At 41.2% G+C, this 26536-nt stretch carries 21 protein-coding genes and 2 pseudogenes; 15 read left to right on the top strand and 8 right to left on the bottom strand.

Going from position 1 to position 26536, the window contains the following annotated elements:
• On the bottom strand, positions 1-223 hold a 223-nt coding region (locus BUB77_RS30285), incomplete at its 3' end, for a hypothetical protein (protein ID WP_207650839.1).
• A gap of 238 nt (positions 224-461) precedes the next feature.
• On the opposite strand from BUB77_RS30285, the gene BUB77_RS09660 reads away from it, so the two are divergent.
• The 5 genes and pseudogenes from BUB77_RS09660 (at position 462) to BUB77_RS09640 (ending at position 5808) form a co-directional block, all read left to right on the top strand.
• The gene (locus tag BUB77_RS09660) at positions 462-1085 is read left to right on the top strand and encodes a hypothetical protein (protein ID WP_073275197.1); all 624 of its coding nucleotides are present in this window, start codon (positions 462-464) and stop codon (positions 1083-1085) included.
• 241 nt (positions 1086-1326) lie between these two features.
• A pseudogene (locus BUB77_RS09655) lies at positions 1327-2319 on the top strand (IS5 family transposase).
• 292 nt (positions 2320-2611) lie between these two features.
• A complete protein-coding gene (locus BUB77_RS09650; RefSeq protein ID WP_073275195.1) occupies positions 2612-4354 on the top strand; it encodes a GMC family oxidoreductase in 1743 nt (580 codons plus the stop codon).
• On the top strand, positions 4338-4571 hold the full coding sequence (locus BUB77_RS09645) for a hypothetical protein (RefSeq protein WP_073275193.1): 234 nt from the start codon (positions 4338-4340) through the stop codon (positions 4569-4571). The genes BUB77_RS09650 and BUB77_RS09645 overlap by 17 nt, the downstream gene beginning before the upstream one ends.
• 268 nt (positions 4572-4839) lie before the next feature.
• Positions 4840-5808 (top strand): phosphotransferase, encoded by a 969-nt coding sequence (locus tag BUB77_RS09640; protein WP_073275191.1) that lies wholly within the window; start codon positions 4840-4842, stop codon positions 5806-5808.
• 5 nt (positions 5809-5813) lie between these two features.
• On the opposite strand, the gene BUB77_RS09635 is transcribed toward BUB77_RS09640, so the two are convergent.
• From BUB77_RS09635 to BUB77_RS09615, 5 genes are all read right to left on the bottom strand, one after another.
• Entirely contained in the window at positions 5814-7616 is a 1803-nt protein-coding gene (locus BUB77_RS09635; protein WP_073275189.1) for a DUF2201 family putative metallopeptidase, read from the bottom strand.
• Complete coding sequence (locus BUB77_RS09630) at positions 7616-8668, bottom strand: AAA family ATPase (RefSeq protein WP_073275188.1); 1053 nt, start codon at positions 8666-8668, stop codon at positions 7616-7618. The genes BUB77_RS09635 and BUB77_RS09630 overlap by 1 nt, the downstream gene beginning before the upstream one ends.
• A complete protein-coding gene (locus tag BUB77_RS29855; protein ID WP_170866623.1) occupies positions 8665-8814 on the bottom strand; it encodes a hypothetical protein in 150 nt (49 codons plus the stop codon). The genes BUB77_RS09630 and BUB77_RS29855 overlap by 4 nt, the downstream gene beginning before the upstream one ends.
• Positions 8815-8882: 68 nt before the next feature.
• Positions 8883-10073: an RtcB family protein gene (locus BUB77_RS09620; protein WP_073275184.1), complete on the bottom strand. Its 1191-nt coding sequence runs from the start codon at positions 10071-10073 to the stop codon at positions 8883-8885.
• A gap of 312 nt (positions 10074-10385) precedes the next feature.
• On the bottom strand, positions 10386-11135 hold the full coding sequence (locus BUB77_RS09615) for a tail fiber domain-containing protein (RefSeq protein ID WP_073275182.1): 750 nt from the start codon (positions 11133-11135) through the stop codon (positions 10386-10388).
• Positions 11136-11533: 398 nt separating this feature from the next.
• Between BUB77_RS09615 and BUB77_RS09610 the strand changes: the two genes are divergently transcribed.
• The 6 genes and pseudogenes from BUB77_RS09610 to BUB77_RS29110 form a co-directional block, all read left to right on the top strand.
• A complete protein-coding gene (locus BUB77_RS09610) occupies positions 11534-13249 on the top strand; it encodes a sensor histidine kinase (protein ID WP_073275180.1) in 1716 nt (571 codons plus the stop codon).
• Between the two features lie 11 nt (positions 13250-13260).
• Entirely contained in the window at positions 13261-14289 is a 1029-nt protein-coding gene (locus tag BUB77_RS09605; RefSeq protein ID WP_073275178.1) for a response regulator transcription factor, read from the top strand.
• A gap of 174 nt (positions 14290-14463) precedes the next feature.
• A complete protein-coding gene (locus BUB77_RS09600; protein WP_073275176.1) occupies positions 14464-16173 on the top strand; it encodes a type 2 periplasmic-binding domain-containing protein in 1710 nt (569 codons plus the stop codon).
• A gap of 80 nt (positions 16174-16253) precedes the next feature.
• Positions 16254-17150, top strand: a complete 897-nt coding sequence (locus tag BUB77_RS09595) for an ABC transporter permease (RefSeq protein ID WP_073275259.1) — start codon at positions 16254-16256, stop codon at positions 17148-17150.
• A gap of 77 nt (positions 17151-17227) precedes the next feature.
• Positions 17228-18112, top strand: coding sequence for a carbohydrate ABC transporter permease (locus tag BUB77_RS30280; RefSeq protein ID WP_073275174.1), 885 nt, complete (start codon positions 17228-17230; stop codon positions 18110-18112).
• Positions 18113-18123: 11 nt separating this feature from the next.
• Positions 18124-19466: pseudogene (locus BUB77_RS29110) on the top strand (glycoside hydrolase family 31 protein); the annotation flags it as partial.
• Positions 19467-19582: 116 nt separating this feature from the next.
• Here the strand turns inward: BUB77_RS29110 and BUB77_RS09575 are convergent.
• The gene (locus BUB77_RS09575) at positions 19583-22174 is read right to left on the bottom strand and encodes an alpha-amylase family glycosyl hydrolase (RefSeq protein WP_073275168.1); all 2592 of its coding nucleotides are present in this window, start codon (positions 22172-22174) and stop codon (positions 19583-19585) included.
• A gap of 365 nt (positions 22175-22539) precedes the next feature.
• On the opposite strand from BUB77_RS09575, the gene BUB77_RS09570 reads away from it, so the two are divergent.
• Positions 22540-23424 carry an AraC family transcriptional regulator gene (locus BUB77_RS09570; protein WP_073275166.1) on the top strand — a complete coding sequence of 295 codons (885 nt, stop codon included), beginning with the start codon at positions 22540-22542 and terminating at the stop codon, positions 23422-23424.
• Here the strand turns inward: BUB77_RS09570 and BUB77_RS09565 are convergent.
• Entirely contained in the window at positions 23366-23638 is a 273-nt protein-coding gene (locus BUB77_RS09565) for a hypothetical protein (protein ID WP_073275164.1), read from the bottom strand. The two genes, BUB77_RS09570 and BUB77_RS09565, sit on opposite strands and share 59 nt — an antisense overlap.
• A 345-nt stretch (positions 23639-23983) precedes the next feature.
• Between BUB77_RS09565 and BUB77_RS09560 the strand changes: the two genes are divergently transcribed.
• The 3 genes from BUB77_RS09560 (at position 23984) to thyA (ending at position 26494) form a co-directional block, all read left to right on the top strand.
• The gene (locus BUB77_RS09560; protein ID WP_073275162.1) at positions 23984-24736 is read left to right on the top strand and encodes a hypothetical protein; all 753 of its coding nucleotides are present in this window, start codon (positions 23984-23986) and stop codon (positions 24734-24736) included.
• Between the two features lie 53 nt (positions 24737-24789).
• Complete coding sequence (locus BUB77_RS09555; protein ID WP_073275160.1) at positions 24790-25458, top strand: hypothetical protein; 669 nt, start codon at positions 24790-24792, stop codon at positions 25456-25458.
• A gap of 187 nt (positions 25459-25645) precedes the next feature.
• Positions 25646-26494, top strand: coding sequence for a thymidylate synthase (gene thyA / locus BUB77_RS09550; RefSeq protein WP_073275158.1), 849 nt, complete (start codon positions 25646-25648; stop codon positions 26492-26494).
• The last annotated feature ends 42 nt before the right edge of the window (positions 26495-26536 follow it).

The raw sequence follows: 26536 nt of genomic DNA, 5'->3' as shown, positions 1-26536 counted from the left end.
CTTCAAATACATAATCTCCTTTATTTCCGAATGAAGAAATTTCATCTAATCTATATTGTTTTTCAGAAGTTTTAGGAGAAATTAAAAGTTTTCCGTATTTTGAAGCACCTTGAGCTCTTATTGGATTAGTATTGTGCTTGGCAATATATATATAACTAGACAATAGTATACAAAAAAATACAACAGATATAACAATCACTAAATACAATTTCTTTTTATTCACAATAATTACATTGCATGATATTTAAAAAAGTTAGATATCATACTTTTCCTTTCTTATAAATTCAACTACTTGATGCTATGCAAGTATAACATCAATACAATATTTTACATGTAAATTATATACTATAGTACAAATATATTCAATTTATTTGTTTACATTATTAATATTATTTTCTCTTTATATATTGAAAACAAAATCGTCGACGGATTTGTTTAATAAAAATAAAAGGAGAATAGTAATGTCAAATATTGATGATTTTGTTAATGGAACTATAACTTCAAATGGTACAAAATATCCCGTACTATCCTTAGCTAAATGGGTTTCCTATCAAAGCTTTAGAAACTCTTACTCTGGGACTATTTCAGTAGCATTAGTATTGGCTCAATGGGGCTTCGAGATGGGCTGGAGTTTAACCGAGTTTAGTAGCAGGTTTAACCCTGGAAATATGGATTCAATACTTGAATATAGTGGTTATAAGGATCCTAAGGGTACAGTACCGGGAAAAAGAGTGAGCTTTAGTGATGTCGTAAATGGAGTTACTGCATACGCACATTTACTAATAGCCGGATATAAACATGTTGCATGGGCTTATGGTACAGGCACAGGAGACGATGACTTATCCGATTCTGTAAAAGCTCTTAATGACGGCTACATGACTGGATATATGGGAGGAAAAGCAACCTATGGAACTACTAGAACAGGTGGATATGCTTTAAATAGTCCATCCGAAAAAAGATTATGGGCTACAGCAGGGTACACTGGAATGTTTGCAACGATTAATAATCATACCAGTCTATCTGATAATGATGGTAGTATAATAAATCCAGTGAAATTAACAGGATTCAAAGACATACCTTTTTAATTTAAGCGAAAATGGTAAGATAGAATAAGTGGCTATCTTACCATTTTTTTGTTCGCCAAGCATGGGTGTATTCTAATTGCTGAAGGACGAATAAAAATCATATATAAGGCATAGTGGACAAGGTTTCCCTGAAGTGAACGAATTTTTCTATAAATGGGGAGCTAGGGAAACGCTGATTTAATCAAGCAAAGTCCCCAGATTTCTGATATAATTATGTTATCAAACGAAAGGTGTGTATACCATGAAACAACAGACATTTAGTGACATTGAATATTCAAATAGAAAACGAAAGACCAAGCGGGAAGAATTTCTGGAAGCAATGGATGAAATCATTCCATGGTCATACTGGATTGATATGATTCGTCCATACCATCCTTCTGGAAAACGCGGACGTCCGCCAAGAGATATCGAGGTCATGCTCCGCATGTATCTTATGCAGAACTGGTTCAACCTTTCTGATGCAGGCATTGAAGATGAGATTTACGACAGCTATGCTATGAGAACCTTTATGCATATCGATTTTTTAAATGAGCAGGTACCTGATGCAACAACCTTATTACATTTCAGGCATCTAATTGAGAAAAACAATCTTGGCGAAAAATTATTCAATGATGTCAAAGAACGTCTTGATAAAGCCGGGCTCATTATGCACGGTGGAACCGTTGTGGATGCGACCCTTATTGCAGCACCAAAATCCACCAAAAATCAGGATGGAAAGCGTGACCCTGAAATGCACCAGACTAAAAAGGGAAACGAATGGTATTTCGGAATGAAGGTTCATTCTGGCATTGACGCTGGCAGTGGTTATGTTCATACAATAACAGGAACGTCCGCAAATGTACACGACATTGTAGAAACATCAAAACTTATCAGGGAAGATGACGAAGTAGTTTAGGGAGACTCCGGTTATGCCGGAGCCACTAAACGTATCGAATTCACGGAAAATGAGCATTTATCAATGGTTGAACTCCGTACTAATGTCAGACCATCCAGTATAAAGGTTCCTGACAGTTATCAAGGAATCAACTGGGATAAGCAGATAGAAAACCGGAAATCATCCACACGTGCAAGAGTTGAGCATCCATATCTGATTGTAAAAAATCAGTTCGGATATAGAAAGACAGTATACCGTGGAATCAAGAAAAATCTGAACCGATTCTATATGTTGTTTGCCAGTGCAAACCTCGTTATGTGCTACCGTGCCGGGCGAGCCAAAGATTTTTGCATGGCATAACTGCGCCCATTTTCAAGGGTATGAGCTTGAAAATGCAAAATTATAGGTGACAGGAAGGCAAATGGGCCTTTAAAATCTTAAAAATCTTAAGAATTAGTAAAGGAGATGCTACAAAGCTGTATTAATCAGCGTTTCCCTAGATAGAAAGTTAAAAGAATACGCTGGTACAATATGAATTATTGCATAGATGCAAGATGTCGAAATATGTATTATTATGTAACAAAGCGATACATTTTATCATACAAATATAGTGGGGTTTAAACCTCTAAAAACAATAGAAAGGTATGATAAGATGTCATATAAAAAGATATATGATTATATCATTATTGGTGCAGGTACTGCCGGGGGAATAATTGCAAAGGAACTAACGGATGATAAATGCACCAGTGCACTTGTCCTTGAGGCAGGAACGAATATGACGAAGGAACTAAGCGGTGCTAGCAATGTCGGAGCCGGTGTCTTTAATGCCGATAATAAGTTTTCCTTTAATATGCTTACAAAACTTGAGCCTACCATAGGAAATCGGCAGCTCAGAATATCAAGCGGCCGGACAATCGGGGGAAGCTCTGAGCATAATGCAATGTATGCTGTGCGCGGAAGCAAAAAGTATTATGATGAGATTGGCGGCACCTTTGGCCCTCAATGGAACTATAACAGTCTCAGACCTTTATTTATAAAGAATGAAACGTATACCGGGAATACGCAAGATCAGGATGAACGTGGGAGAAGAGGTCCGATTTTTGTCAGACAGCAAATGATTCCGAAGAACGGCCTGACAACTATTTTGGCTAACGCAACATCAGATGTTTTGAATATCCCAATTGTCGAAGACTATAATACAGGTATAAGAGATTGCACTTTTTACAAATCACAGATATTGAATAAAAAAGAAGATGACAGGTTTGTACGTTCATCTACTGCAACCGGATATTTAAATGAAGAAATTGTAACACAAGGCAACCAATTTTGCCCTGATGAGTACGGAGTTGATGGCAGGGACCTGGTAATATTGGCGAAAACAACTGTAAATAATATTATATTTTTCCGGAAAGAAAGACAAAATATTGCAGTTGGTGTTAATTTTGTCCGTAACGGAGTATCACAAAAGGCTTTTGCAAGAAAGGGCATAGTTTTATCAGCAGGTAACTTTTCTTCTCTCATTCTGCAGCGTTCGGGAATAGGAAAATCTGATGATTTGGCTAAAGCAGGTATATCAACATTAGTAGAGAGTCCAAATGTTGGCCACAATTTTATAACACATTTTATTGCCGGTATGGGAATAGAAGTAGAAACATCACGGCTCCAGGCATTAATTGATGCGGACCCGGATCTGCCATTTCCATTGGGTGCTTTTAAAGGCGAAGGACCAACTGGAGGCCGACGACTCCAAATATATAGCACTGTGGCACCGTCAAGTGTTCCTGCTGCGGTAGTAGTTCAAAATAACTGGGCATTTGACCCGGCAAAACCCAGCAATGTCATGGGCATCAGTATTTATGACCTTACCCCTAAAAGCAATGGTACCATTATGATAGCACACAGTGACCCGGAGGCTTATCCGTCTCTTAACCTTAATCCTTTGTCTGATCCTGATGGCAATGACTTAAATTTTATGATCGACCGATATATTGAGGTATATAACATTATGAACAGGGCCCGCCAAATTGATCCAGACGGAATCTACAAAGTGGTATATCCTTCAGAAAAAATATTTGAAATACCTTGTGAAGCAGAAAAACGAAGACAGCTTGCTAAGTTTGTAAGAGCTTCTTATGGTAATACAGCCCACTTTGGCGGGCAGTGCAGGATGGGAAGTAATATTCAGGAGGGAGTTGTTGATGGTTTCCTGAATGTCTTTGGAACCAAAAATCTTAAAGTTGCGGATCTATCAATTTCCCCTATTTTGCAGGATGGAAACAACACCCTGCCCGTACAGATAACTGGCCTGAATGCAGTAAGATTCATTAAGAATGATATGAATCCATGTGTGGTAACCGATGAGGAGCTGGTTGAGAATTTTGATTGTAAAGAATAACTATGAACTTGCCAAATACTGTAAATTATGTGTTGCGGTGAGTATAACAGAGCAACACAAGGGAATATTTGTAATGAGTCTTGCAACAGATTTAATGGCATACGGATATATCAGACAATTGAATAAATCAAATGGAAGTTATATTCTAGCCTGCCCTTTTCTAGGGGCAGGCTTAAGTGGTATAAATGGCTTCCACCTTTCTATTGAGATTTTATAGCTGAACGTAATTTTGCACATTGTGCACGACTATAAGTTCAGGTAATAACCAAACTCAGTAAAGGCCTATTGGTATTGGAAGCAATGATAAATAAAATGATTTGAGGTAAGTTTTTGATGGTAATGAAGGCAGTGAATAAAAATTAAAGTGATATTTTAATTACTTTTTGTTGACGATGATATGGTATAATATTACAATCTTAATATGATACATATTGTTTAATATTGGAAACTCATAATTGTTTATATTTGTTTCGAGAGGTTATTACATGGAAGATAAAATTATAGCTGATTTGATTGAAAGTTATGGGATAACTTTCAATCAAATGACTTCGATAACAGGTGGACTGCTGAATCAGAAATGGAGGATTTCTACCGAAAAAGGCGAATTGCTGGTCAAACAATACAGCACGAAGCGGTTTCGCAGAGAGAGTATTGAGTTAATCGAGTCCAGGCTGCAGCGGCAGATTAGCCTTGAAAAAAACGGCGTTCCTTGTCCGTTTCTCTGGCAGAGCGGAGACCGTGTAATTCGTTGGCTGGATGACGAAACAGCCTATATGGTCATGGATTTTTGCTCAGGGAAGACAGAAACCTCCGACACAATCTCAATAGCCCAAATGCGCAGTCTTGGAAGTACCTGTGCTGTAATGCACAGAGGGTTTTCACAATTGTCAGCGCATTCGGACAAGAACCTGCCTGTTTTTGGTGGTTATACGATGGATTTATTATGGAAAAATTTTAACTCCCGTATGTTGAAATGCTCGCCGGACACTCCTATTGAATATCGGAAAGCTCTCCTTGCACTGGAGCCGATTATGAAGCAGCTTAGCGCCGAATTTTTTGATAAGCTTCCCAAAGGATTCGCTCATGAGGATTTTCACTCCGGCAATATCCTGTTCGATGAGGATTGCGTATCCGCTGTCGTTGATTTTGACCGCAATTGCTACAGTTATATTTGGCATGATATAGGAAGAGCGATACTTTCTTTTGCATTAGAAGGCAATAGAATGAACCTCGAAAAGGTATATGCTTTCCTTGAAGGCTATTCACAGCATTCAGCGTTGACTTTGCCTGATATAGCGGACGCTTTGCGGCTTACGTGGTGCATTGAAATACCATGGTGGATACAGCCGGAATTTTTTAAGGAATGTGACGAAATCCCAAAGCGTTTCAAAGATGAAATGCTTTGGCTGACGGAACACTGGCTTGAGATAGATTCATTATTAGGTATAAAATAACATATTTATCTCATTCTAAATACTTTTCCCTTCGGGACAAATGGCAGATTTGCTCCCTGCGGCATCAAAAACGCGTGTTCCCTGCCGTGGAGAATCACTTTATCGCAATAGCCGTCTGTAATAATCAAAATCGGCGCTTCTTTTGGGAAATCCTCAGCTTTTTCAAGTAAATCAATGCCCGGCTGAAGGACCGTACCACCGCGGCCTTTTATCTTCACGGTTCCAGCGATGTCTTCCGGTCTCATGTAACCTCCGTCGTAAGCCTCGGCGTCGCAGAATACTACACGCACCGCCGGGACATCCCGAGTCATGCTGTAACTGGCTATGGCACCTAGTGCCGTGGCCAGTAATCCTCGTTCCATGGAGCCGGATGTATCCAGCACCACGCCGAATGTTCGGCCATCCATCGCCGCTTGAGAAACAGCCCAGTTAGGGCGGGGGATGTCAGGAGTGGATGATTGGCGGCGGCTGGGGCGGGCATAGGAACGCATTTTTTCAATGGGGGTAAATTGCTCGTCAAACCAGCGTGCTAACTCCACATCCCATGGAATAGGCGGATGGGATAAGGCTCTGATTTCTTCAATTAAGCCTTCAGGCAGGTATCCGCGGGCCTGTTCCTGATGATAGGAAAGTCCCTGGGCTAAGGCACGGCGATAAAAGGCGTCTAAATCCACATCAGTGTAAGAGCTGTGCTGACCAGGCAGAATATCTCCGAGTCCCACGCCCCGCAATGTGGCCAGTTTGCGGTAGGTACGCATATCAGTGACGATACGGTCATATATCGCCTCAGCATTCATGCCTTTGAACTGCTCATCGTATAAAAGCCCATCCGGACGTTCGCCAACTTCCATTTCGGTCAGCCACTGATTGATTACATAATCGCAGGCTACGTTCCAAAGATAGGCGTCCCGCCATTCCTGACGCGAATCGTGCCGGAGCGCGGCATGTAAGAATTCATGCGCCATAACGAAGCGAATTTCTTCGGCATCCAGAAGATAGGACGGATTGATATAAATCTCGGACAGAGCCGGTGAAATTGCCGCGATGGTGATTTCCATGCGCTGACAGATTTGATAGTCCTCAATCAATTTGAAATTCGCAGCAATGGCACCCAGAAGGGGGTAACTGGAAATGAACCATTGCTTGGCACGGTAGGCTTTGCTGTTAACAGATTCAGTGAGGCTGGCGGAAAGAGTTTCCTGTTCACCAGACGCTACGCTTACTGCACTGCGAACAGCAGCGGAAAGGCCCACCGCGAACAATTTCGACCAAATAGGCGCCTTGCCGTAACGGCGGTACCGGCTTTCATTTTGAAAGAGTATATCCTGAACTTTTTCGCCTGCTGTGCCAAACCCGGAGTAGGGTGCTTTATCCGATGCTTCCAGTAACCGCAGGTATAGATGCTCTTCATCGTGAATCCCAGCAGGGAGTGAAGTGGTATAGAAAGGCGAACCAAACTTTAAATCATTCAAAAATTTTTCAACCACACAGTCGCAGGCCATGTTCCATATGGCTGGCTGCTCTTTCACCTGAAAATGCTCCATGGCTAAATGCAGCAGGCAATGAGCCAGCACACGCGCCCACTGCTCCGGCTCAGCCCGGCGTTTGGGGTTGCACAAGATATACCCGTCATTTGTTACAATAGCAAGCCCGTCTTCCGGATAATTATTACTTTCATCCCTGCGTACAGATGCTTTCTGCATCAACGGATAAAATAAGGGGTGATTATCTACCAGCGAATATCCTTTATTGAATTTCTGCGCAGCAATATCGTACATATCTTTTTGACGCTGCTTTGCTTTTGACATTATTTCTTCACCGCCAGTCTGGGCAAATCCCGAATGATCTCAACAACAAACCAATCGGGCAGAGCGTTGTCATCCTCTGCGGATACTGTCATCTGCGCGATTTCAAGGCTGATATTTGCCAAATCCTTCATCAACGCTTTCGACCTGAAAGCTAAATCCTGGGTCGTGCCGGAAAGATTATTTTTGTCGGACGGCAATTCCTTAATAAGTCTGGCCTTAAAGCTCTGGGCCAGAAAATAGAGTGCATCCCTGTCCTCGGGAGCACCTGGCCACTTCTGCTCACCATTGAATATAGCGGAAAGAGCATAGCGGTTGCGGATTTGCTTAACGAAAGCACGGAACTGAGCCGCATGATGAGGCGATAGACAGCCGGAGACCAGAATCTCCAATTGTTTTTCGGTTATATTGTCTCCGTAACTATAAATAGCATCGGACAACATATGCCATGAACGTGGGGTGGAAAACGGTTCTTCAGTTTTGGGTGGCTGCTTCCAGAGATGATCCGGGCGTAAACCGATGTACTCGATTATGTACGGATGAATACCGTTTTGACCTGCCCAGGCAAGCCAGTCACGATGAGAGGCAATCAACTCCACATGAAACATACGGTTGATCAAAGCGGAGGACATGGGCTTAACAATTGCGTTGTCCTGGGCACGGTTTCCTGCGCCAATGATAATGGAACCCTTCGGTAAAAAATATTCGCCGATACGCCGGTCATGTATCAGGCTGTAAAAAGCCTTTTGCACTTCTTGAGAACAAGCGTTGAGCTCATCAAGAAACAGGCAATAAGGTTCTTCTCTCGCAATCATCCGGGGAGGGCAGAACACACTTTTACCGTCGATAATCTGCGGTACACCGATTATGTCCTCTGGTGCAAGCTGGCTGCCCAGGAGCGATACGCATGGCAGCCCGAGTGACTCGGCAAAGTTTTCCACAATTGAGGATTTACCAATTCCCGGAGCACCCCAGATAAAGACGGGACGGATGATAGCCACATTCAGCAATACATCCAGTAGTTCAGTTTGATTCACACTTAATGGTATATTCATTTTATTTCCTCATTATAGTCATATTTGTATTTCTCCCGTTTTTTCTTGTTTTCAAAAACGGTCGAACGATATTTAACGCCGGAGGAAACTCGTTCCTTTCGTTCCTTCTGCGTTTCTTTTGTAATTGTTGGTTTATTCTTTTTCATTCTTTCTCCTATTGCATACCCCAGACAGGTCTGCGGTACTGCCATAAATAATGGTTCACATCTTCTCTCTATTCAGCAGCCTTAAAGTTATAAACAGGCTTGATTATCTTAACAATCTCGACGGTATCGGCAATGTTAGCAATGATTTCATCCATAGGTTTGTAGGCAAACGGGGATTCGTCAATGGTTGATTTATTGATGGTTGAAGAATAAATACCTTCCATCGATTCCTTGAACTGGGACAGGGTTATGCTTTCCTTAGCGGCGCTGCGGCTCATCAAACGTCCGGCCCCGTGGGGAGCGGACTGATTCCAGTCCGGGTTGCCCTTTCCAATACAAATCAAGCTGCCGTCCCGCATATTCATTGGAATCAGCACTTGTTCGCCTGTCTTGGCCGAGATTGCGCCTTTTCGCAGAATCATGCTGTCCGTTTCGATGAAGTTATGAATTGTTGTAAAAGAGTCTTCAACCTTAAACTTCATCTGTTTGACGATTTCCCTTACTATCGCTTTGCGGTTTAGCATAGCATAATGCTGGGTGATCTTCATATCATGTATATAATCTTCAAACATGTGCCCTTCAACAAAAGCTAAATTCTTGTCTAACTTCAGAAATTTCAGTTTTTGCAGTTCGGTTTCAATTTCGGTCTCCCGTCCTTGTGCTTTTAATTCAACAATCAGTCGGGAGCTGTCATTACGGCGCTTTTCCAAATCTTTCGCAGCTGCTTTTTGATAATACTCCGCTACCTGTTTGCCCAGGTTTCGGCTGCCGGAATGTACAACAAGGTAAAATCGGCCATTATCATCCCTGTCAAGTTCAATAAAATGGTTACCACCGCCCAAGGTACCCATGCTCAGCTCCGCACGATTTAAGTTTACATGGCCGGCGCAGCGCATTTGGGTCAAATCTATCTCATTCATATATGAGTGAGGAGTATCACGGACGTCAAAGCCTGCTGGAATATATTTATGGATGACTGTGTCAAGTTTTTGTAATTCCACATGGGAATCCTTGAGGAGTACGGTTTCCATACCGCAGCCGATGTCTACTCCTACGAGATTTGGAACCGCTTTATCTTTGAGGGTCATAGTGGTACCAATGGTGCAGCCGGCACCAGCATGAGTATCTGGCATGATGCGGATTTGGCTGCCGCATACAAATTCCTGATTGAGCAGATTGAGAATCTGTGAGATTGCTGCCTGCTCGATATTATCGGTGAACACCTTGGCAGTGTTGTGTTTTCCTTTTAACTCTATCATAATTTTCCTTTCAAAATGGGCGCAAAAAAGCCCGGGTGAATTACCCGGGCATCAAAACGGTCTAAATAAAAAGGCGCTAAATAACGCCATGCCAGTTCAGACAGTACGGGTAAAATTTATTATTGTATTGGTTTTGGTTAATACAAAGCATGACGTCACCTTCCTTTCTATAATTTGCTATCAATAAAATACCATGAATAAATGGGGATGTCAAGAAATTTTCAACATATGTGTATGACACTGACATTGAAGGAAACATTTTGAATTGCAGAGTTGGGATTGATGATGGTTTGCTGAACGAAGACCTGCCCTCTAAGTCCTATGTTCGGTTTGATTTTTGGATTCAAGTGCGAAAAGGCGTTCCTCGAGGCAGGCTAATTTCGTATTTAACTCAGCATTTTCAGCCTGTAGTATTTCATTTAACCCTTGAATAGCAGCTAAAGCTACTCCCTGTAGATCTATGCTTGATATGTGAATATCATCATCTCCATTTAGTCCAAAAGCGGCTTGGAAATCCTGAGCAGTTGGGCTAATATGACGATTACTGGACGGGTCCTCTTTATAGTTCCAAGAAAGGATTGGCATACATTCCAAGTTATCAAGAATCTCTATTGTATTGACGTTTGAGAAATTCTCCTTAGCATTCTTATCGCTGGTAAGTGTAATCCCGCGTACTTGGACGTCACCATTATTAAGTACCCGGAAGACCTCGGCATTTCTGTTATCTCTGCCAATCATAATATTTCCGGTACCCCATTGATTGACAATCAAAGCTGGAGTCGTTCCCCGAGTTGTAGCAATAAGAGCGGTATTCTGATTACTTTCGGCAACTACACCTGCGCTGACATCACTAATTCCATATATACCCGTTCCACTTTGACTTCCCCCGACCACACCTGTACCTTTTGTACTTAACCCAGATACGCCCGTGTTAGTTTCACTACGGCCAGACGTACCCCATCCACTTATACTGTTCCCAGCTACACCTGTACCACCATCGGTATTATTGCCAAAGACTGCAGCAATATTTTGATTATTAGAGTCACCCACTAAATTCGGCATTTTTTAATTTCCTCCTTTATTTGTATGCGTTCTGTTTATTAAACAAGTTCAAAGTTGCATCTAGCTTATATGTGCATGAAAATCACTGTACAATATATTGTAAAAAATAGCTTTTAAGAACAAAAAAGCCAGTGCTAAGGCCCCAGTAAGCTCTGTCGGCAACTTTTTTATATCTAAAATCCATGTGTTCATATGGTGGAAATCAAACAAAAAACCGCAGGATATCTGTTGAATAAAAGATGATTTTTATAGAGGAAAAGATAATTGAGGTAAAACTAAAACAAAGTTGGCTATAAAATTTACAGTTTTATATTGCGATATAGCAATATTGCATAAATATTAATAATATGTTAAACTTTATATAACAAAATGATAATATGCCACGGGTGTGATTACATATGAAAAATAGAAATAACATATTTAAAATTAATACCCTAAAGAAAAGATTCTTTTTAATCCTTGGTGTAGGGATGGTTCTTGGCCTTTTCCTTGTAATATTTGTTTCCTATTTGTCCCTGAAAGCGATTGAAAAAACGAAAATAGAAACCTCATTGGTAGCAGACTTGAAGGAAATGAGCGACAGTATTGATTCCGACTATTATACCCTGCTGCAGATCTCACAGCAGATGATTTCGCTGGGGAGCATTGGGAATAAATTTAATCAGTATTTGGTTGCCGAATCCCAGTATGATAAGATTGATTTGTATAAACAGTTTTCAGAAAGCGTAAACATTGCGGTATTCGGCAGTAAAGATGTTCTTCTGGCCGCTTATTTTGTACCGGACAGTGCAAATACCAAAGTGGATAAGATGCTTTTTTCCAATTTTATGGTGGATAAAAGTTTTAATCCGGAAGCAATTTCCAGGGTGCTGGATACAAACCAGATTGGTTTTCAGGTTATGCATACAAGCAATATCAGTGTCATAGAAAAAAATGTACTGTCCATTATCAGGCCCACATTTTTTGATAACGGCACCCAGGCAATGATATACGTGGAGGCCTATTCGGATATACTGGATTCCGTTGAGCACAGATCGGAACTGCAGCATACACACTATGCCTTCCTGCAGCTGAATACGGAGAATGAAGTGTGTTTCAGCAATTCCAAAGAGTATGAAGTTGGAAAGAAAATAGAGGTTCTACACGACAGGAAAATAAATATCGGCGGATATGTCGGTGTTGCGAAGGAGAGCAGCTTTGGCTTTACCAATATTCTTCTGATGCCGGAGGCTGATTACAGGCGGGAGATGAATAATTGGCTCATCAGTATAGCAGTGGTTATTCTGATTACCCTTGGAATTATAACGACAACTACGACTCTTTTGATATGGCTGATTTACCGCCCTATTAAAACTCTCCAGAAAGAAATGGAGCATTTTGGAGACGGTAATTTTGCCATTGAAAATTACAGCTTCAATATTGAAGAATTTGACAGCCTCTTTCATACCTTTAATAACATGAAACGGCAGATTAAGTCCCTTATGGACGAAAGCTGTCTGCAGGAGAAGCAAAAAGCACAGTTGGAATTGGATAAGCTTTATTACCAGATCAATCCGCATTTTCTCATGAATACCCTGAATTCCGTCCATTGGATGGCGGTAACGAATAATCAGCCGGAAATCGATGCCTTTATTAATCGGCTGAATTATATTTTGGGATACAGCCTGGGAAAAACAGACAGAAGGTCTACATTGAGAACGGAAATAAAGTCCCTTAAAATGTATCTTGATCTGCAGAAAATGAAATATGATTTTGATTATGACCTTGATGTGGAGGAAGGTGAGTATCTGGATAAGGACAGTGCCAGATTCATTCTCCAGCCCATAGCCGAGAATGCCGTATGCCACAATATGGATGAGTTCGGGCATCTCTGGGTCACAATAAAGCAAAGGAATCAGAGCATTGTGATTACCATTAAGGATGACGGAAAAGGCTTCGTGCTGAGTGAGGATGAATCCGGCAATGGGGAAGAAAGCAGGAAAAACAAAGGCATCGGCATAAGATATGTGAAGATGACGCTGGAAGCATTTTACGGAGAAGCCACCAGAATGAGAATAGAAAGCCGGAAAGGAACAGGAACCGTAGTAGAAATGATATTACCCTGCAATAATTAAGGAGAAAGATTATGTATCGTATATTAATCGTAGATGATGATAAGCTTGCAAGAAAAGGCCTTATTTCAATGGTGCCGTGGGAGCAGTGCGGACTTAAAGTAGTAGGAGATGTGTCAAACGGAGCCATTGCCCTGGAATTTATTGAGAAAAATGAGGTTGACGTTGTAGTGGTGGATTTGTCAATGCCTGTTCTCTCCGGGCTGGATTTTATAAAGGAAAGTAAAAAAAGACATCCGGATATTAATTATGTTGTTCTGAGCTTTCATGAAAGCTTTGAATATGTTCAGAGTGCCTTAAGACTTGGCGCCCTTGACTATATTTCAAAGCTCCGACTGGAACAGGAGGATTGTACGGAAATTTTTATCCGGGTAAGTAAGATAATTGATGATTACCATAAGAATGCCCCGCAAAATAACAGAAAGGAAGCGGATGACCGTAGTGTTGACGGAGTATGCGCCGAGATAGAAAAAGCTTTCTGGGTATATAACGAAGAAGTATTCCAGGATATTCTGGAGCATATCCAAAAGGAACAGTTCAGCCAGAAGCAGCTTTATCGTATCATGCTGAAAATGCTGCATGTACTGGAAAAGAACTTTGAAATTATTTTACTGGAGCATGATTATGACAAGTTTGACAGTGATTTAATACAGCTTCAGAACATCAGAAAAGATACCTTTGACCGGGCGGTCGTTATGAAGTACTCCGGTAAAATTGAAATCGTAATATTAAAATCTGTCGATTATATTTTAAAAAATCTTACATCGGATAGTCTGAAATCAGAGAAAATTGCGGATGAAATGAATATGAGCAGAGGCTATTTTTCCATTAACTTCAAGAAATGCACCGGATTCACAGTAAGCAACTACATCAGGAAAGAAAGAGTAAAGCTTGCCAAGCAAATATTAAGAGAAGAAAAAATAACGGTGGCGGAGGTCTCCTGCCGGGTTGGATACCGGGATGAAAAATACTTTTCCAAGGTGTTTTACAGTATCGAGGGGGTTAATTGTTCAGAATATAGAAAACAATTGTCTTATTTTTAAATTTATAATCCTTATTACATAAAAATTTCTACTTATGTTTCCAAAAAAGAAAACAAATAACAGTGAATTGTACTATAAAACCAGGCGTTTTATCGGTTGTATTTAGCTATTATTAACGATAAAATAAAAACAACCTAGGGGTGCAATCGCAGAAAAATTAAGGAGGAGATTTTTATGTTAAAGAGGATACTTGCGGTAATCCTGTCATTGACCATGATAATAGCTGCTTTATCCGCTTGTAAATCGAAAAGCGGTCCGGCATCACCTTCTCAGGATGAGAGTTCTGAGGCTGTGGGCAATACTTTAAGCGGGGATGATCTGGCATTTCAGAAGTTCCCTGAAGTAGTTGAGGTACATATAGGGCAGAGCGTAAGTGCTACCGACACATTACCTGAAGGCAAAAGTGTGGATAATAACCAATATACGGACTATCTTCTGGAGAATTTCAATATAAAGGTGGTGTGTGACTGGACGGCTGCGTCCGGAAATGACTACCAGCAAAAGGTTGCCCTGTGTATTGCCAGCAATACGCTGCCGGACGGTATGGCTGTTCCAAGGCAGTATATGCTAAAGGCGGAAAAGTCAGGCCAGCTTTATGATATCAGCAGCTTGTTCCAGCAGTATGCTTCTTCTCAGGTTAAGACCGTTATGGATTCAACAGGGGGAAGAGCCTATGAGGATGTAACCTTTGACAGCAAGCAGGTTGCCATACCGGCTGTCGAGGTTGAGACCGGCGGAGTGCAGGTACTTAATATCCGGCAGGACTGGCTTGACAAGTATGGGCTGGAAGTGCCCAGGACCTTGAAGGATATCGAGAATGTAGCGAAGGTTTTCATGGAGAAAAAGCCTGCCGGGGAGGACACGGTAGCCATTGCAGGTCCGGATAAGAACGGCAAATGTTATAGTGATTTCCTGGATTCCGGAACCACTTCCTGCGGCTTTGACCTTGCCTTCTCTGCCAATGATGCATATCCGGGATTTTGGGTAACGGACGAAAATAATAAGGTAAGCTATGGCTCACTTTCCGGCAACACAAGAAAAACCATTGAAACACTCGCCGACTGGTATGCAAAAGGCTATATTGACCGTGAAATGGGAACCAGAGATTCTTCCATAGAACTAATCAATTCAGGCAAGGTGGGCATGTATTTCGGAGCCTGGTGGATGCCTGGTTATGGTACCGGTGATGCTTACAGGAATGATCCCAATGCTAACTGGCAGTCCTATCCTATTTATACCGATGATAATAAATGGAATGTAAAGATGGGTTCCACTACCACAGGGTATACAATTATGAGCAAAGATTGTACAAAAGACCAGATTAAGGCAATGATCATTATGTCAAATGTACTATTGCGGGATGAGAGCAAGTTTGATGTTTCCGAACAGCCCCTGGGCTTCTGGCCCATCAGAAACCTTATGGCTCCTGCGGATGAGTGTGAATATACCTATCACGAGCTGATCGATGTTCTGGACGGTAAAAAGAAGGCAGAGGATTATGCAGGTGCGTCCAGTGCATATAAGCTTCTTGCAAGTGATGTAAGCGTAGTAAAAGAAACCGTTCCCGGCTATAAAACTGGAAAACAGCTTTCCGTTCAGGATTTTAATATGGACAATTTCGGTAATTTCCAAAGAATGTACTCGCTCCTTGTAGGTGACAGACCCTATGCGACTGTTCCCGCAGACAAAAAGGTCTACAGTACCGTATACAGTCAGACAAAAACCATGGAGAGCAAATGGTCAAACCTGAAGGCGATGGAAGATGAAGTGGTAATGAAAATTATTACCGGTAAATCCGGCATCGATAAGTTCGATGAACTCGTTAAGAATTGGAAATCCGAGGGCGGAGATACCATAACCCAGGAAGTACAGGATCTGAACTAAAATATGCGATAAGCTTCAGCCGCTCAAAATGAGCGGCTGCACTTTAAATAAGGCAAAGGAGTTTGAATAGTTTGAACATCATGAAAAGGAAAAGATCAAATTCTTTTTTTCACTATAATATTATGACGATACCGGGACTCATATGGCTTGTGCTCTTTAACATCGTTCCCATGTTTGGCATCATTATGGCTTTTCAAAATTATAATCCCGGAGCAGGATTTTTTGGCTCTGAATTTGTAGGCCTGGATAATTTTAAATATTTGTTTTCTATGAGTGACAGCAAAAGGGTAATTCTAAATACCTTAATCATAGCTGTTTCCAAATTGGTCCTTAATGTGGTAATTCCCTTGACCTTTGCTCTTTTACTGAACGAGGTCAGAAGTGTAAGGTATAAAAAGCTGGTTCAGACCGTCGTCTATCTTCCGCATTTTCTCTCCTGGGTTATTCTGGCTAGCGTACTGCTTCAGATTTTTAGTTACAAAGGCTCTGCTAACGCTCTGTTTTCTGTGTTTGGGATGGAGCCGCGGATCTGGTTCAGTGAAGACCGGTATTTCAGAGGGCTGATTATTGGATCGGATGTTTGGAAGGAATTTGGATTCAATGCGGTTATCTATCTTGCAGCCCTGACCGGAATAAGCCCTGATTTGTATGAGGCTGCGGCCATTGACGGCTGCGGTAAGCTGAAAGCCGTCCGGAATATCACCTTACCCGGTATTGCCAGCACGGTAATTCTGCTCAGTGTGCTGGGGCTGGGAAATGTACTGAATGCCGGCTTTGACCAGATATATAATCTGTATAGTCCTCTCGTTTATTCGACAGGAGATATTTTAGATACCTGGGTTTACAGAATGGGACTTGTCAATGTGCAGTTTTCCCTGGCAACGACGGCAGGCTTGTTCAAATCGGTAATCAGTTTTCTGCTGATTGTGCTGTCCTATACAATTGCATACAAGGCAGCAGATTACAAAGTATTCTAATGGAAGGATTCCTGTATTTGATATTTATATTGAAAGGTGATATGTGCGGATAACGGTACATATAAAGGTTAACTACTATGGTTGAAAGCAAAACAGTCGGCAGTAAAATTTTTCGTGTAATCAATACCATAATTATGGCAATTCTCGCCCTTAGCTGCCTTTATCCTCTGTGGTATGCGCTATGTATGTCTATCTCAAGCAAGGCAGCAGCTAATTCAGGTGCCGTGACCTTTTTTCCTGTCGGTTTCTCACTGGAGTCCTATCGGCAGATAATGGGTGACTGGAAGTTTTTCCATTCCTTCTGGATTTCCGTTCAAAGGACAGTTTTGGGTACGATTGTAAGTATTTTTATACTTATTATATTTGCTTATCCGCTTTCCAAACCGGCATCGGAATACAAGCCCAGGAATGCCATAATGTGGGTGGTTATTTTTTGTATGATTTTTAACGGCGGTATTATTCCATGGTACATTACCATGATGAAGTACGGGATGATTGATAATATATGGGGGCTTGTACTTTGCGGCGGACTGCCGGTATTTAATTTGATATTGCTTGTGAACTTTTACAGAAGTCTTCCCAAGGAGCTGGAGGAAGCAGCATTGGTTGACGGTGCAGGACCCTGGACCACACTTTTTAAGATTATTGTGCCCTGCTCGGTTCCGGTTTTGGCGACCATCGTTTTATTTACAAGTGTGGGTTACTGGAATGAATTTTTCCAGGGTCTGGTTCTTACCAGCGGAGATACCCATTATCCGCTGCAGACCTACATAAAGCAGATGGTTGTAAGTGTTCAGACAACGAACCTTTCCTTGGACCAGCTGGAAAAGCTGGATCAGCTCTCCAACAATTCCCTGGATGCCGCAAAGGTCTTTATCGCAATGATACCAATGCTGGCTGTGTATCCGTTCCTGCAAAAATATTTTGTAACAGGGATTATGCTTGGAGCGGTGAAAGAATAGGCTATGAAAGAACTTCTCTGGGGTACGGTTTCCTATGGAATAATCCGGCTATTGGAAGTGTTACCTTTGGAACCAACCTGACTTCATGGAGAGCGGTATCTACCAAAATAATAGACTATTGGATTACAGCCGGCGATACACCGGCAGAGATAGAAGAAAATTATGCTGATGTGACGGGAAAGGTTCCCATGATGCCAGATTATGGCATGGGATTCTGGCAGTGTAAATTAAGATACCAGACACAGGAAGAACTTCTTGCTGTTGCCAGGGAGTATAAGAGAAGAAATCTGCCTGTTTCCGTAATTGTCATAGACTTTTTCCATTGGCCTTTGGAGGGGGAATGGAAGTTTGATGAGGAATACTGGCCGGACCCCGATGCAATGGTTGCCGAGCTCTCCATTATGATGCCACCAATCCGGAAGCAAGAGAGTTTGTATGGTCAAAGGTGAAAGAAAATTATTATAAGAAAGGCATAAAGATTTTCTGGCTGGATGAGGCGGAGCCGGAATACAGTTTTTATGATTTTGATAATTACCGCTATTATTTAGGGCCTAATGTACAAATCGGAAATATTTATCCGAAATGTTATGCGCAGACTTTTTATGAAGGGATGGAGAAAGAAGGCCAGAAGAATATTCTGAATCTTCTCAGATGTGCATGGGCGGGCTCTCAGAAATACGGTGCCCTGGTTTGGTCAGGGGATATTCATTCCAGTTTTGAAAGCATGAGAAATCAATTTTCAGCCGGGCTGAATATGGCCATTGCCGGGATTCCCTGGTGGACTACCGACATTGGTGGATTTCATGGAGGAAACCCCGGAGACCCTGCCTTTCGAGAAATCTTTGTCCGATGGTTCCAATATGGTACCTTCTGTCCGGTAATGAGACTGCATGGGGACAGGGAACCTCACACTGCTCCGTTGAGCGAGGTAAGAGGCGGACGCTGTCACTCCGGCGGACCCAACGAAGTGTGGTCCTATGGTGAGGAAGTGTATGACATTTGTAAAAAATATATGCTTATCAGAGAAAATCTGAAGCCGTATATTTCTGATGCCATGACTGCGGCCCATGAAAAGGGTACTCCGGTAATCAGTCCGATGTTCTATCATTTCCCGGAGGAGGGTGAGTGCTGGAATTCTTCTGATGAATATATGTTTGGTGATAAATTGCTGATTGCCCCGGTTATGTATTCCGGCTTGACCTCCAGAACCGTTTATCTCCCGGCCGGTAAGAAATGGTTTGATGTATGGAGCAGAAAAGAATACCAGGGAGGTCAAGTGTTAAACGTTGATTGCTCTATTGATTTGATTCCTGTTTTTAGCTGCGACGAAAATATCTGCAAGTATTTTGCATAATTACGGATGCGTTATGATTTTTACTGGCTTTCTGGGAGAATGCAGAATCAGGGATTACCTCTAAATTTAGGCAGTCCCTGATTTTTAAACCTTCGGTACTCATTTATACTGTTAAATTATTTTAAATATGTTCCGCTATTACCGATTTTTCCCGGTGCCGGATTACCCGGTAAATCCAAGACATAAATTCTCATATTGCCTTTTCCTGTTCTGGGTATGGTTAATCTGCTATCTGTTACAACCTTTACATCTCCCGTAATTGCATCCTTATAGGTACCATTTGGGATTCCCGAGAAGGCTGCACCATCTGTAATGGATACCAGTACAAAACTATCCACCCCGGTTTTCGTATCCGTATAACGTCTCTTAAAAGCCATTTCTCCCGAAACACCTTCCGTCGAATACTGCCCCTTTCTAAGGGCCGGGATTTTCCTCCGGATTTTATTCAACCTCTGGATATGCAGGGAAAGGGGATGATTTAGGGCTGCTGCCATTGTTCCTGTCGCATTTGTATATTCGCCGTAATCCGTCACAGTTACGGAGCCTTCGATATTGTCCCCAAAATAGGCCCTGCCTGTCTCGCTTAAGGGTTTTGACGGACCGGCATCAATCACTGCGCCCTTCTTGAATTCTATTTCACTTCCGTAATAAATACATGGAATTCCCCGGAAGGTATACATCAGGTTCAAATTTTCCGCCCAGGTATCCTGGGAGCCGGCAAACCTCTGGTTTTCCGGCGCACCATCCGGTGCATAATCATGGGAATCCACATAAGTTACATTCCAGGTAGCATCACTGTAATATTGATCCCCATCCACTCCCACACGGAATGCATCCCTGGCATTATTAAAGTTCCAATGCATGGGAAAATCTATTACACCCAATCCGGAAGATATACTTTTATCCGGTGTGTGATAGGTATTGCCGGTCAGCAAATGATTTCTGCTGACAGGCTGGTCACTGACATTCTGGTTATCATTCCAGTGCTGGAAAACACTTTTCATATTAGTAGCTGTATCGCCCCAAGGGTAGGCTGAGGTTTCTGCCCAAGTGTAAAATGGTGTGGAAATTGCAGGAATATTACTGTTCCATACCTGCCGGTACCTGGTAGCTACTTCCCCGAACACAAAGAAATCTTCTCCTCCTGCCGCCTTAAAGGCCGGGATAAATTCTTTATTGAAAGTCAGTCTGGATATGTGCTTTACCGTATCAACCCGGAAGGCATCAACCCCCATATTAATATAACGGCTGTAGGCATTTATTAAATAATGCGATACGGCTGGATTCTCTGTGTTTAGATCCACACAATCCCCTGCTATCTGACCGGTTTGGACAGTATAACCTTCCCAGCTTAAACTTTTTTCATGGTGATAAATATTTTCCGTATCCTGGGAATCTTCTTTCATGGCGTTTATTCTGGCCTGATATTGCTGTGCCGGAGTTAAGGTATCATAATTATCGGGAAGTTTTCCTTTATCAATTCTGATAACCGCATCAGCAGTATCTTCTTGTGTTTTATCCTTTGTAAACAACGGATATAGATTTTCCTCCCCAAAATTTCCTGAATGGTTCAATACGATATCCTGTATGATTTTTAACCCCTTTTCATGGGCCGCATTAATTAAATCCTGGTAGGTTACACCATTCGATTCATATCTTGGGTCTATCTCACTGAAATTAACGGCATGGTAACCGTGATAATCATAGCCGCTCATATTTTTCACTACCGGAGTAATCCAGATTGCCGAAAATCCAAGGGCCTTTATGTAGTCCAGTTTTTCAATAAGGCCTTTAAAATCACCTCTCCATGCCGGGTCGTTACTGTTCTTCATGGCTGCCACTTCATCCCAGCAATGCACATTATTACTGGAATCTCCATCATAAAACCGGGTTACCATAACAAAATAGATAGTTTCATCCCTGAAATCAATCCCTTTTTCCGGTGTCGGTGTAATGGTTGGTGTTATAGTTGGTGATATTGTCGGCGTAACTGTTGGTGTTCCGGTCGGCGTTGGCGTATTAGTCGGCGTTGGTGTATTAGTCGGTGTTGGTGTAACGGACGCTTCCGGATCCTTCTCATACCATTGATTATCCTTATACCACCATTCACCTGCTGTCCGGGATAAATCGGCTGTCTGCTTCCCGTTATAATTAAATATCAGATTAACCAGTGTGGTATCGGAAAAAGTATATTTATACCACCTGTTTCCCTCCGGCGTCATATCTGTCCCCGGCCAGGTTATCGTACTGCCGGAGGGCTGTAAATTCCAATAATATATCTTTGCTCCGTCCCAGGGACTTTTAAAATGTACCGTAATGGAATCTGCAGTAATTTCCGGATTATACTGGTACCATTGGTTGTTCTTATACCACCATTCCCCCGAAGTCCTGTACAAGTCGGCTGTCTGTGAGCCATTCTGGTTAATAATCAGATTAACGCTTTGAGTATTGCTGAAGGTGTAACCAAACCAATTATCACTTTCAGCCTTCATTTGTACTCCCGGCCATGTAACCGGCTTATTGCTTTCCCCGTTCAAATTCCAATAATAGATATTTGGTGCAGTATATGTTCCTTTATAATGCACCGTAACCGAGGATACTGTTTCTGCCTGCGTCTTTTGTAATGTGCCGGGTATTATCAGTCCAGTTACCATGATTGCAATCAGCAGCACATATACCGTCAGTTTTCTCCAGAAACCTTTCTTCATTCTTTTTATACCTCCTGCCTTTTTTAGGGGCTGCACCTAATGGCATAGATAAACCCTGACCTGATTATATGCCTTCTGTAACAGCCCTTTCATTTATTGACAGCCTACTGATGCTTTTGATTTTACCGACTATATCCCACAGGCCATACAACCGATAGAATAAAACAATGAAAAAGATTGTCCTATCATTGTTTTTGTTTATATTGACTGATATTATTTTATGGATTAATATAATTATATCATTTTATACTGAAATTTCTTGCAACATTCTGAAATTTATTTGTACAATACTATCATTTGGAGAATATAAGCAGCTGCAAAGCTTCAGGTCCGTACTTACTGTGCTGCATAGATGGGGGCACCTTATGGATATTAATAGTTATGCTTTTTATGAAGAGAAAAAAAGCCATGGCAACAGCACGTATCCTTTCACTATCTACAAGGTACGGATGCCGGAAACCTTTTCTCAGTTCCCGCTGCATTACCATGGGGAGGTAGAACTGATTCATGTAAGTGAAGGCAAAGGGGTTATTACCGTCAATCTAAAACCATATGTAGTTACAGCAGGGACCATAGTTTTCATATCCCCGGGAATCCTGCATTCCATGGAACAGCTTCATGGGGAAACCTTTGTATACAGGAATATCATCTTTGATTTAAAAATGGTACTTTCATATACCTCTGATGAAAGTACTCTGAAAATCCTGCTTCCCATTATGGCAAATAAAATATATTTCCCGGTAATTATTGATAAGCAGAATCCCCTGAATACTCTTCTTACGGTATACATCAATACGATGCAGCAAATCCATGATACCAGGCTTCCGGGATATGAGCTGGCTATAAAAGCCCAGATCATGCTTATGATATACCTGCTTACATCGAATAATCAGCTGCTTACAGATAAAAATTATTTAAAATCCTCTGTCAATAAATTAAAAAAGGTTCTGACTTACATTAGCGGACATTATGAAGAAACCATATCCATACAGGATGCTGCAGCAGTTTACGGAAGCAGCCCCTCAAATTTCATGCGTTTTTTTAAAAATACAACGGGCTCTTCTTTCATACATTATTTAAATGACTATCGCTTGAATATAGCACAAAAACAACTCCTGACAACCTCCTGTTCCATTTTAGAGATAGCGGTAAATGCTGGTTTTAATAATCTCTCCTATTTTAACCGTATGTTTAAAAATAAATTTCAGGAATCACCCTCAAGCTATCGAAAAAAATATCGGATATTGTAATAAAAGGCACCATCCGAATAACCTCTCTGATTCGGAGCCAAACAGCGATAGCCCAGCGCGGCCAATCGGGACATTGTTTTTCCAAGATGATAGAGCTTTCCGGAAATCCGTGCAGGAAAATAACCAGTTCACCGTTTTGCTCCAATCCTGCGGTACAGCAGAGATACTCCATATTATCCATTTTAAATGTAGTTTTGATTACTGGAGTATTCATAAGATCCTCCTATAACGTAATAATGAAAAATTCACCCAAAGTGCTTTTGATAAAAGCTTGAACTATAAGGGTTAGTGAGATATTATTATTTATGTATAGTATATTGCATTACTTGCTTTTCTCTATGACGGGATATCACCCAGCGTGACAGGGAGCAGTCAACCAGTAGACTTTTACAGCGGTGATGCTGGAAATATGAACATCGGCGCAAATGCCTAAGAAGCGGCTGGTTTAAAGCAAATAATTCATGAAATATAGTAAGGTTGATCATCTGGCTGATGATGCAGTTATTAAGAAGTACGTATAACGCTTTATATAAGAAATTAAGAAAGGGAAATTTTGAATATGGGAAAAGGGATTATGGGATTTTTTAGAGGAAGAAATGAATATCAGGATCATACCCAACGAAGTGCAGCGTATGAACCATTAGTAATTGTATGTTCCGGTTGTGGGGCTAAAAATTTAATAAGCAATAATTCTGTTTGTGAGTATTGCGGATCGCCCATTCTTTATAATGCAGACGGTAAGACAGTGCCCTCTGATGTTACTCCGAAACAGGATTCGGACTTGTCTGATAAAGTTATTGAGTATATATTAACAACCGGCTTTTATACTGCAGGTATTGATATTCCTGTAGGTAAGTGCAATGTTTCTGCTGTTTCAGGAAGCGGTAATATTACTAGTTCAGATTATGGGATAAATGAAGTGTTCGGTACTGAACGCGGAGATGTAGCTTCTTTTAAAGGGTTGAAATTACCAAGAGATGTTACGGTGGAAATATCAGGAAGGCTAACGATTAAACTTGTTTATAAAACGGTAGATGACGGTTTTTCAGGACGTACATATAATATAACCGGTGCAATGGATATATCAGCCGGAAATTATGCAGCCGGTACAGATTTCAAAGCTGGTACTTACAACCTTGAAGCTGTTTCGGGTACGGGTAATATCTGTACAGGTGATATTGAAGTGAATGAAGTATTTGGACTCGATGAGGAAGATGTACACGAAATTAAGAATGTTTATTTACCCGAAGGCGCTGAGCTTTCTATCGATGGAAATTTGACCATTAAATTGATACCGGCAGTGACAAAGTGAATAATGGAATGCTTGTTATTAAAAAATTATAATAAATTAAGAAGGGTTTTAGTATGAAAAAAAAGGTGATTATATTTGTAACTGCAATGCTGAGCGCATGCTTATTAGCAGGCTGCCAGAAATCAAAGGATGACAGCTTGAATCAGGAGCTTGGAACTTCAAAGGTAAATCAGACTAAGGTTGAAGCATTCAATGAATATAATGAGGAAAAAGGAAGTAAAACAAAAGTCAGTAAAGCTGCTAATACTGTTGTTTCCAAATCAAAAATATCCCTGGACAAAAAAAGAATAATAAAAGATCAATCTTTTAAAGTGAAACTGAATGACTGGGGAAGTGTAAGGTTTATTTCCTATGGCCCGAAAGCTGGTGCTGATTTTGAAGATGTTTCATTTTACCTAATGAAAGGTAATAAGGTCAAATATTCATTCCCTTACTATTGTAAAAATAACAGAACGGATAATTATGCGGGCCTTTTTGACAGTGTGGCGTCCGTCGGTTTTCGTGATGTGAATCATGACAATTTAAAGGATGTGATTATCATTATTAACTACATTACAGGTGCCGGTCCTCAAGGCATGGTGCCCCGTCCCAGAGCCAGAATCTTCCTGGCAGATAAAAAGGAATTTCATCTGGCAAAGGATTTAATAGATGAAGTAAACGATAATATTGCGGAAAAAGATATGACCATTGATAGCATATATAAATATCTGAAAAATAAATAATCATTCATTACTCTGGAATTTCCAGTAAATAGCGCATCAGTTGTTTCTCACAAAACATCTGGGCGCTTTTTTCAACTATTCACATTTACTATTGTTTTTGACAGGATTAAGCGGTTATAATAAAATTGCTTTAAAATACTTAAAAGTGAAAATCACATTAAAATTAAATGATAGGATGGTTAATGCAATGAGTTTGGCTGATAAGCTATTTATAGATATGTGTAAGGATATATTAGAAAACGGAACCAGTACGGAAGGGGAAAAGGTTCGTCCAAAGTGGGCGGATGGCTCCTTTGCCTATACTATAAAGAAATTCGGCGTAGTAAACCGGTACGATTTGTCAAAGGAATTTCCGGCCTTAACACTTCGCAGGACAGCCTTTAAAAGCTGTGTGGATGAAATACTTTGGATCTGGCAGAAAAAATCAAATAATGTCAATAAGTTGAACAGCCATATCTGGGACAGCTGGGCAGATGAACAGGGTTCTATCGGAAAAGCCTACGGATATCAGCTGGGTGTAAAGCACAGGTATAAGGAAGGGGATATGGATCAGGTTGACCGGATTATTTATGATCTGAAAAATAATCCTTACAGCCGCAGAATTATGAGCAATATCTACGTCCATCAGGATCTTCATGAAATGAATCTTTATCCCTGTGCCTACAGCATGACTTTTAATGTTACGAAAGGGGAGGACAGCGGCCGCCTGAAGCTGAATGCTGTATTGAACCAAAGGTCCCAGGATGTTCTGGCGGCAAATAACTGGAATGTATGCCAGTATGCCGTATTGCTGCATATGCTGGCTCAGGTCTCGGGCATGGAAGCCGGGGAACTGGTTCATGTCATAGCGGATGCTCACATTTATGACCGGCATATTCCAATTATCCGGGAGCTGATTGCAAGGCCTGTCTATGAAGCACCCTCTTTCTGGATTAATCCGGACATTAAGAATTTTTATGATTTTACCCTTGAGGATGTAAGACTGGATGATTATGTGACAGGGCCAAAGGTAGAAAATATACCGGTTGCAGTTTAAATTTCCAAATCAACATAACATATAATAATATACGAAAGAGAG

It is taken from the genome of Anaerocolumna jejuensis DSM 15929 (genome assembly GCF_900142215.1).
GTDB classification, from domain to species: Bacteria; Bacillota; Clostridia; order Lachnospirales; family Lachnospiraceae; genus Anaerocolumna; species Anaerocolumna jejuensis.
Note: the sequence above shows the minus strand (reverse complement) of the source record. Positions and strands in the feature narration are given on the sequence as shown.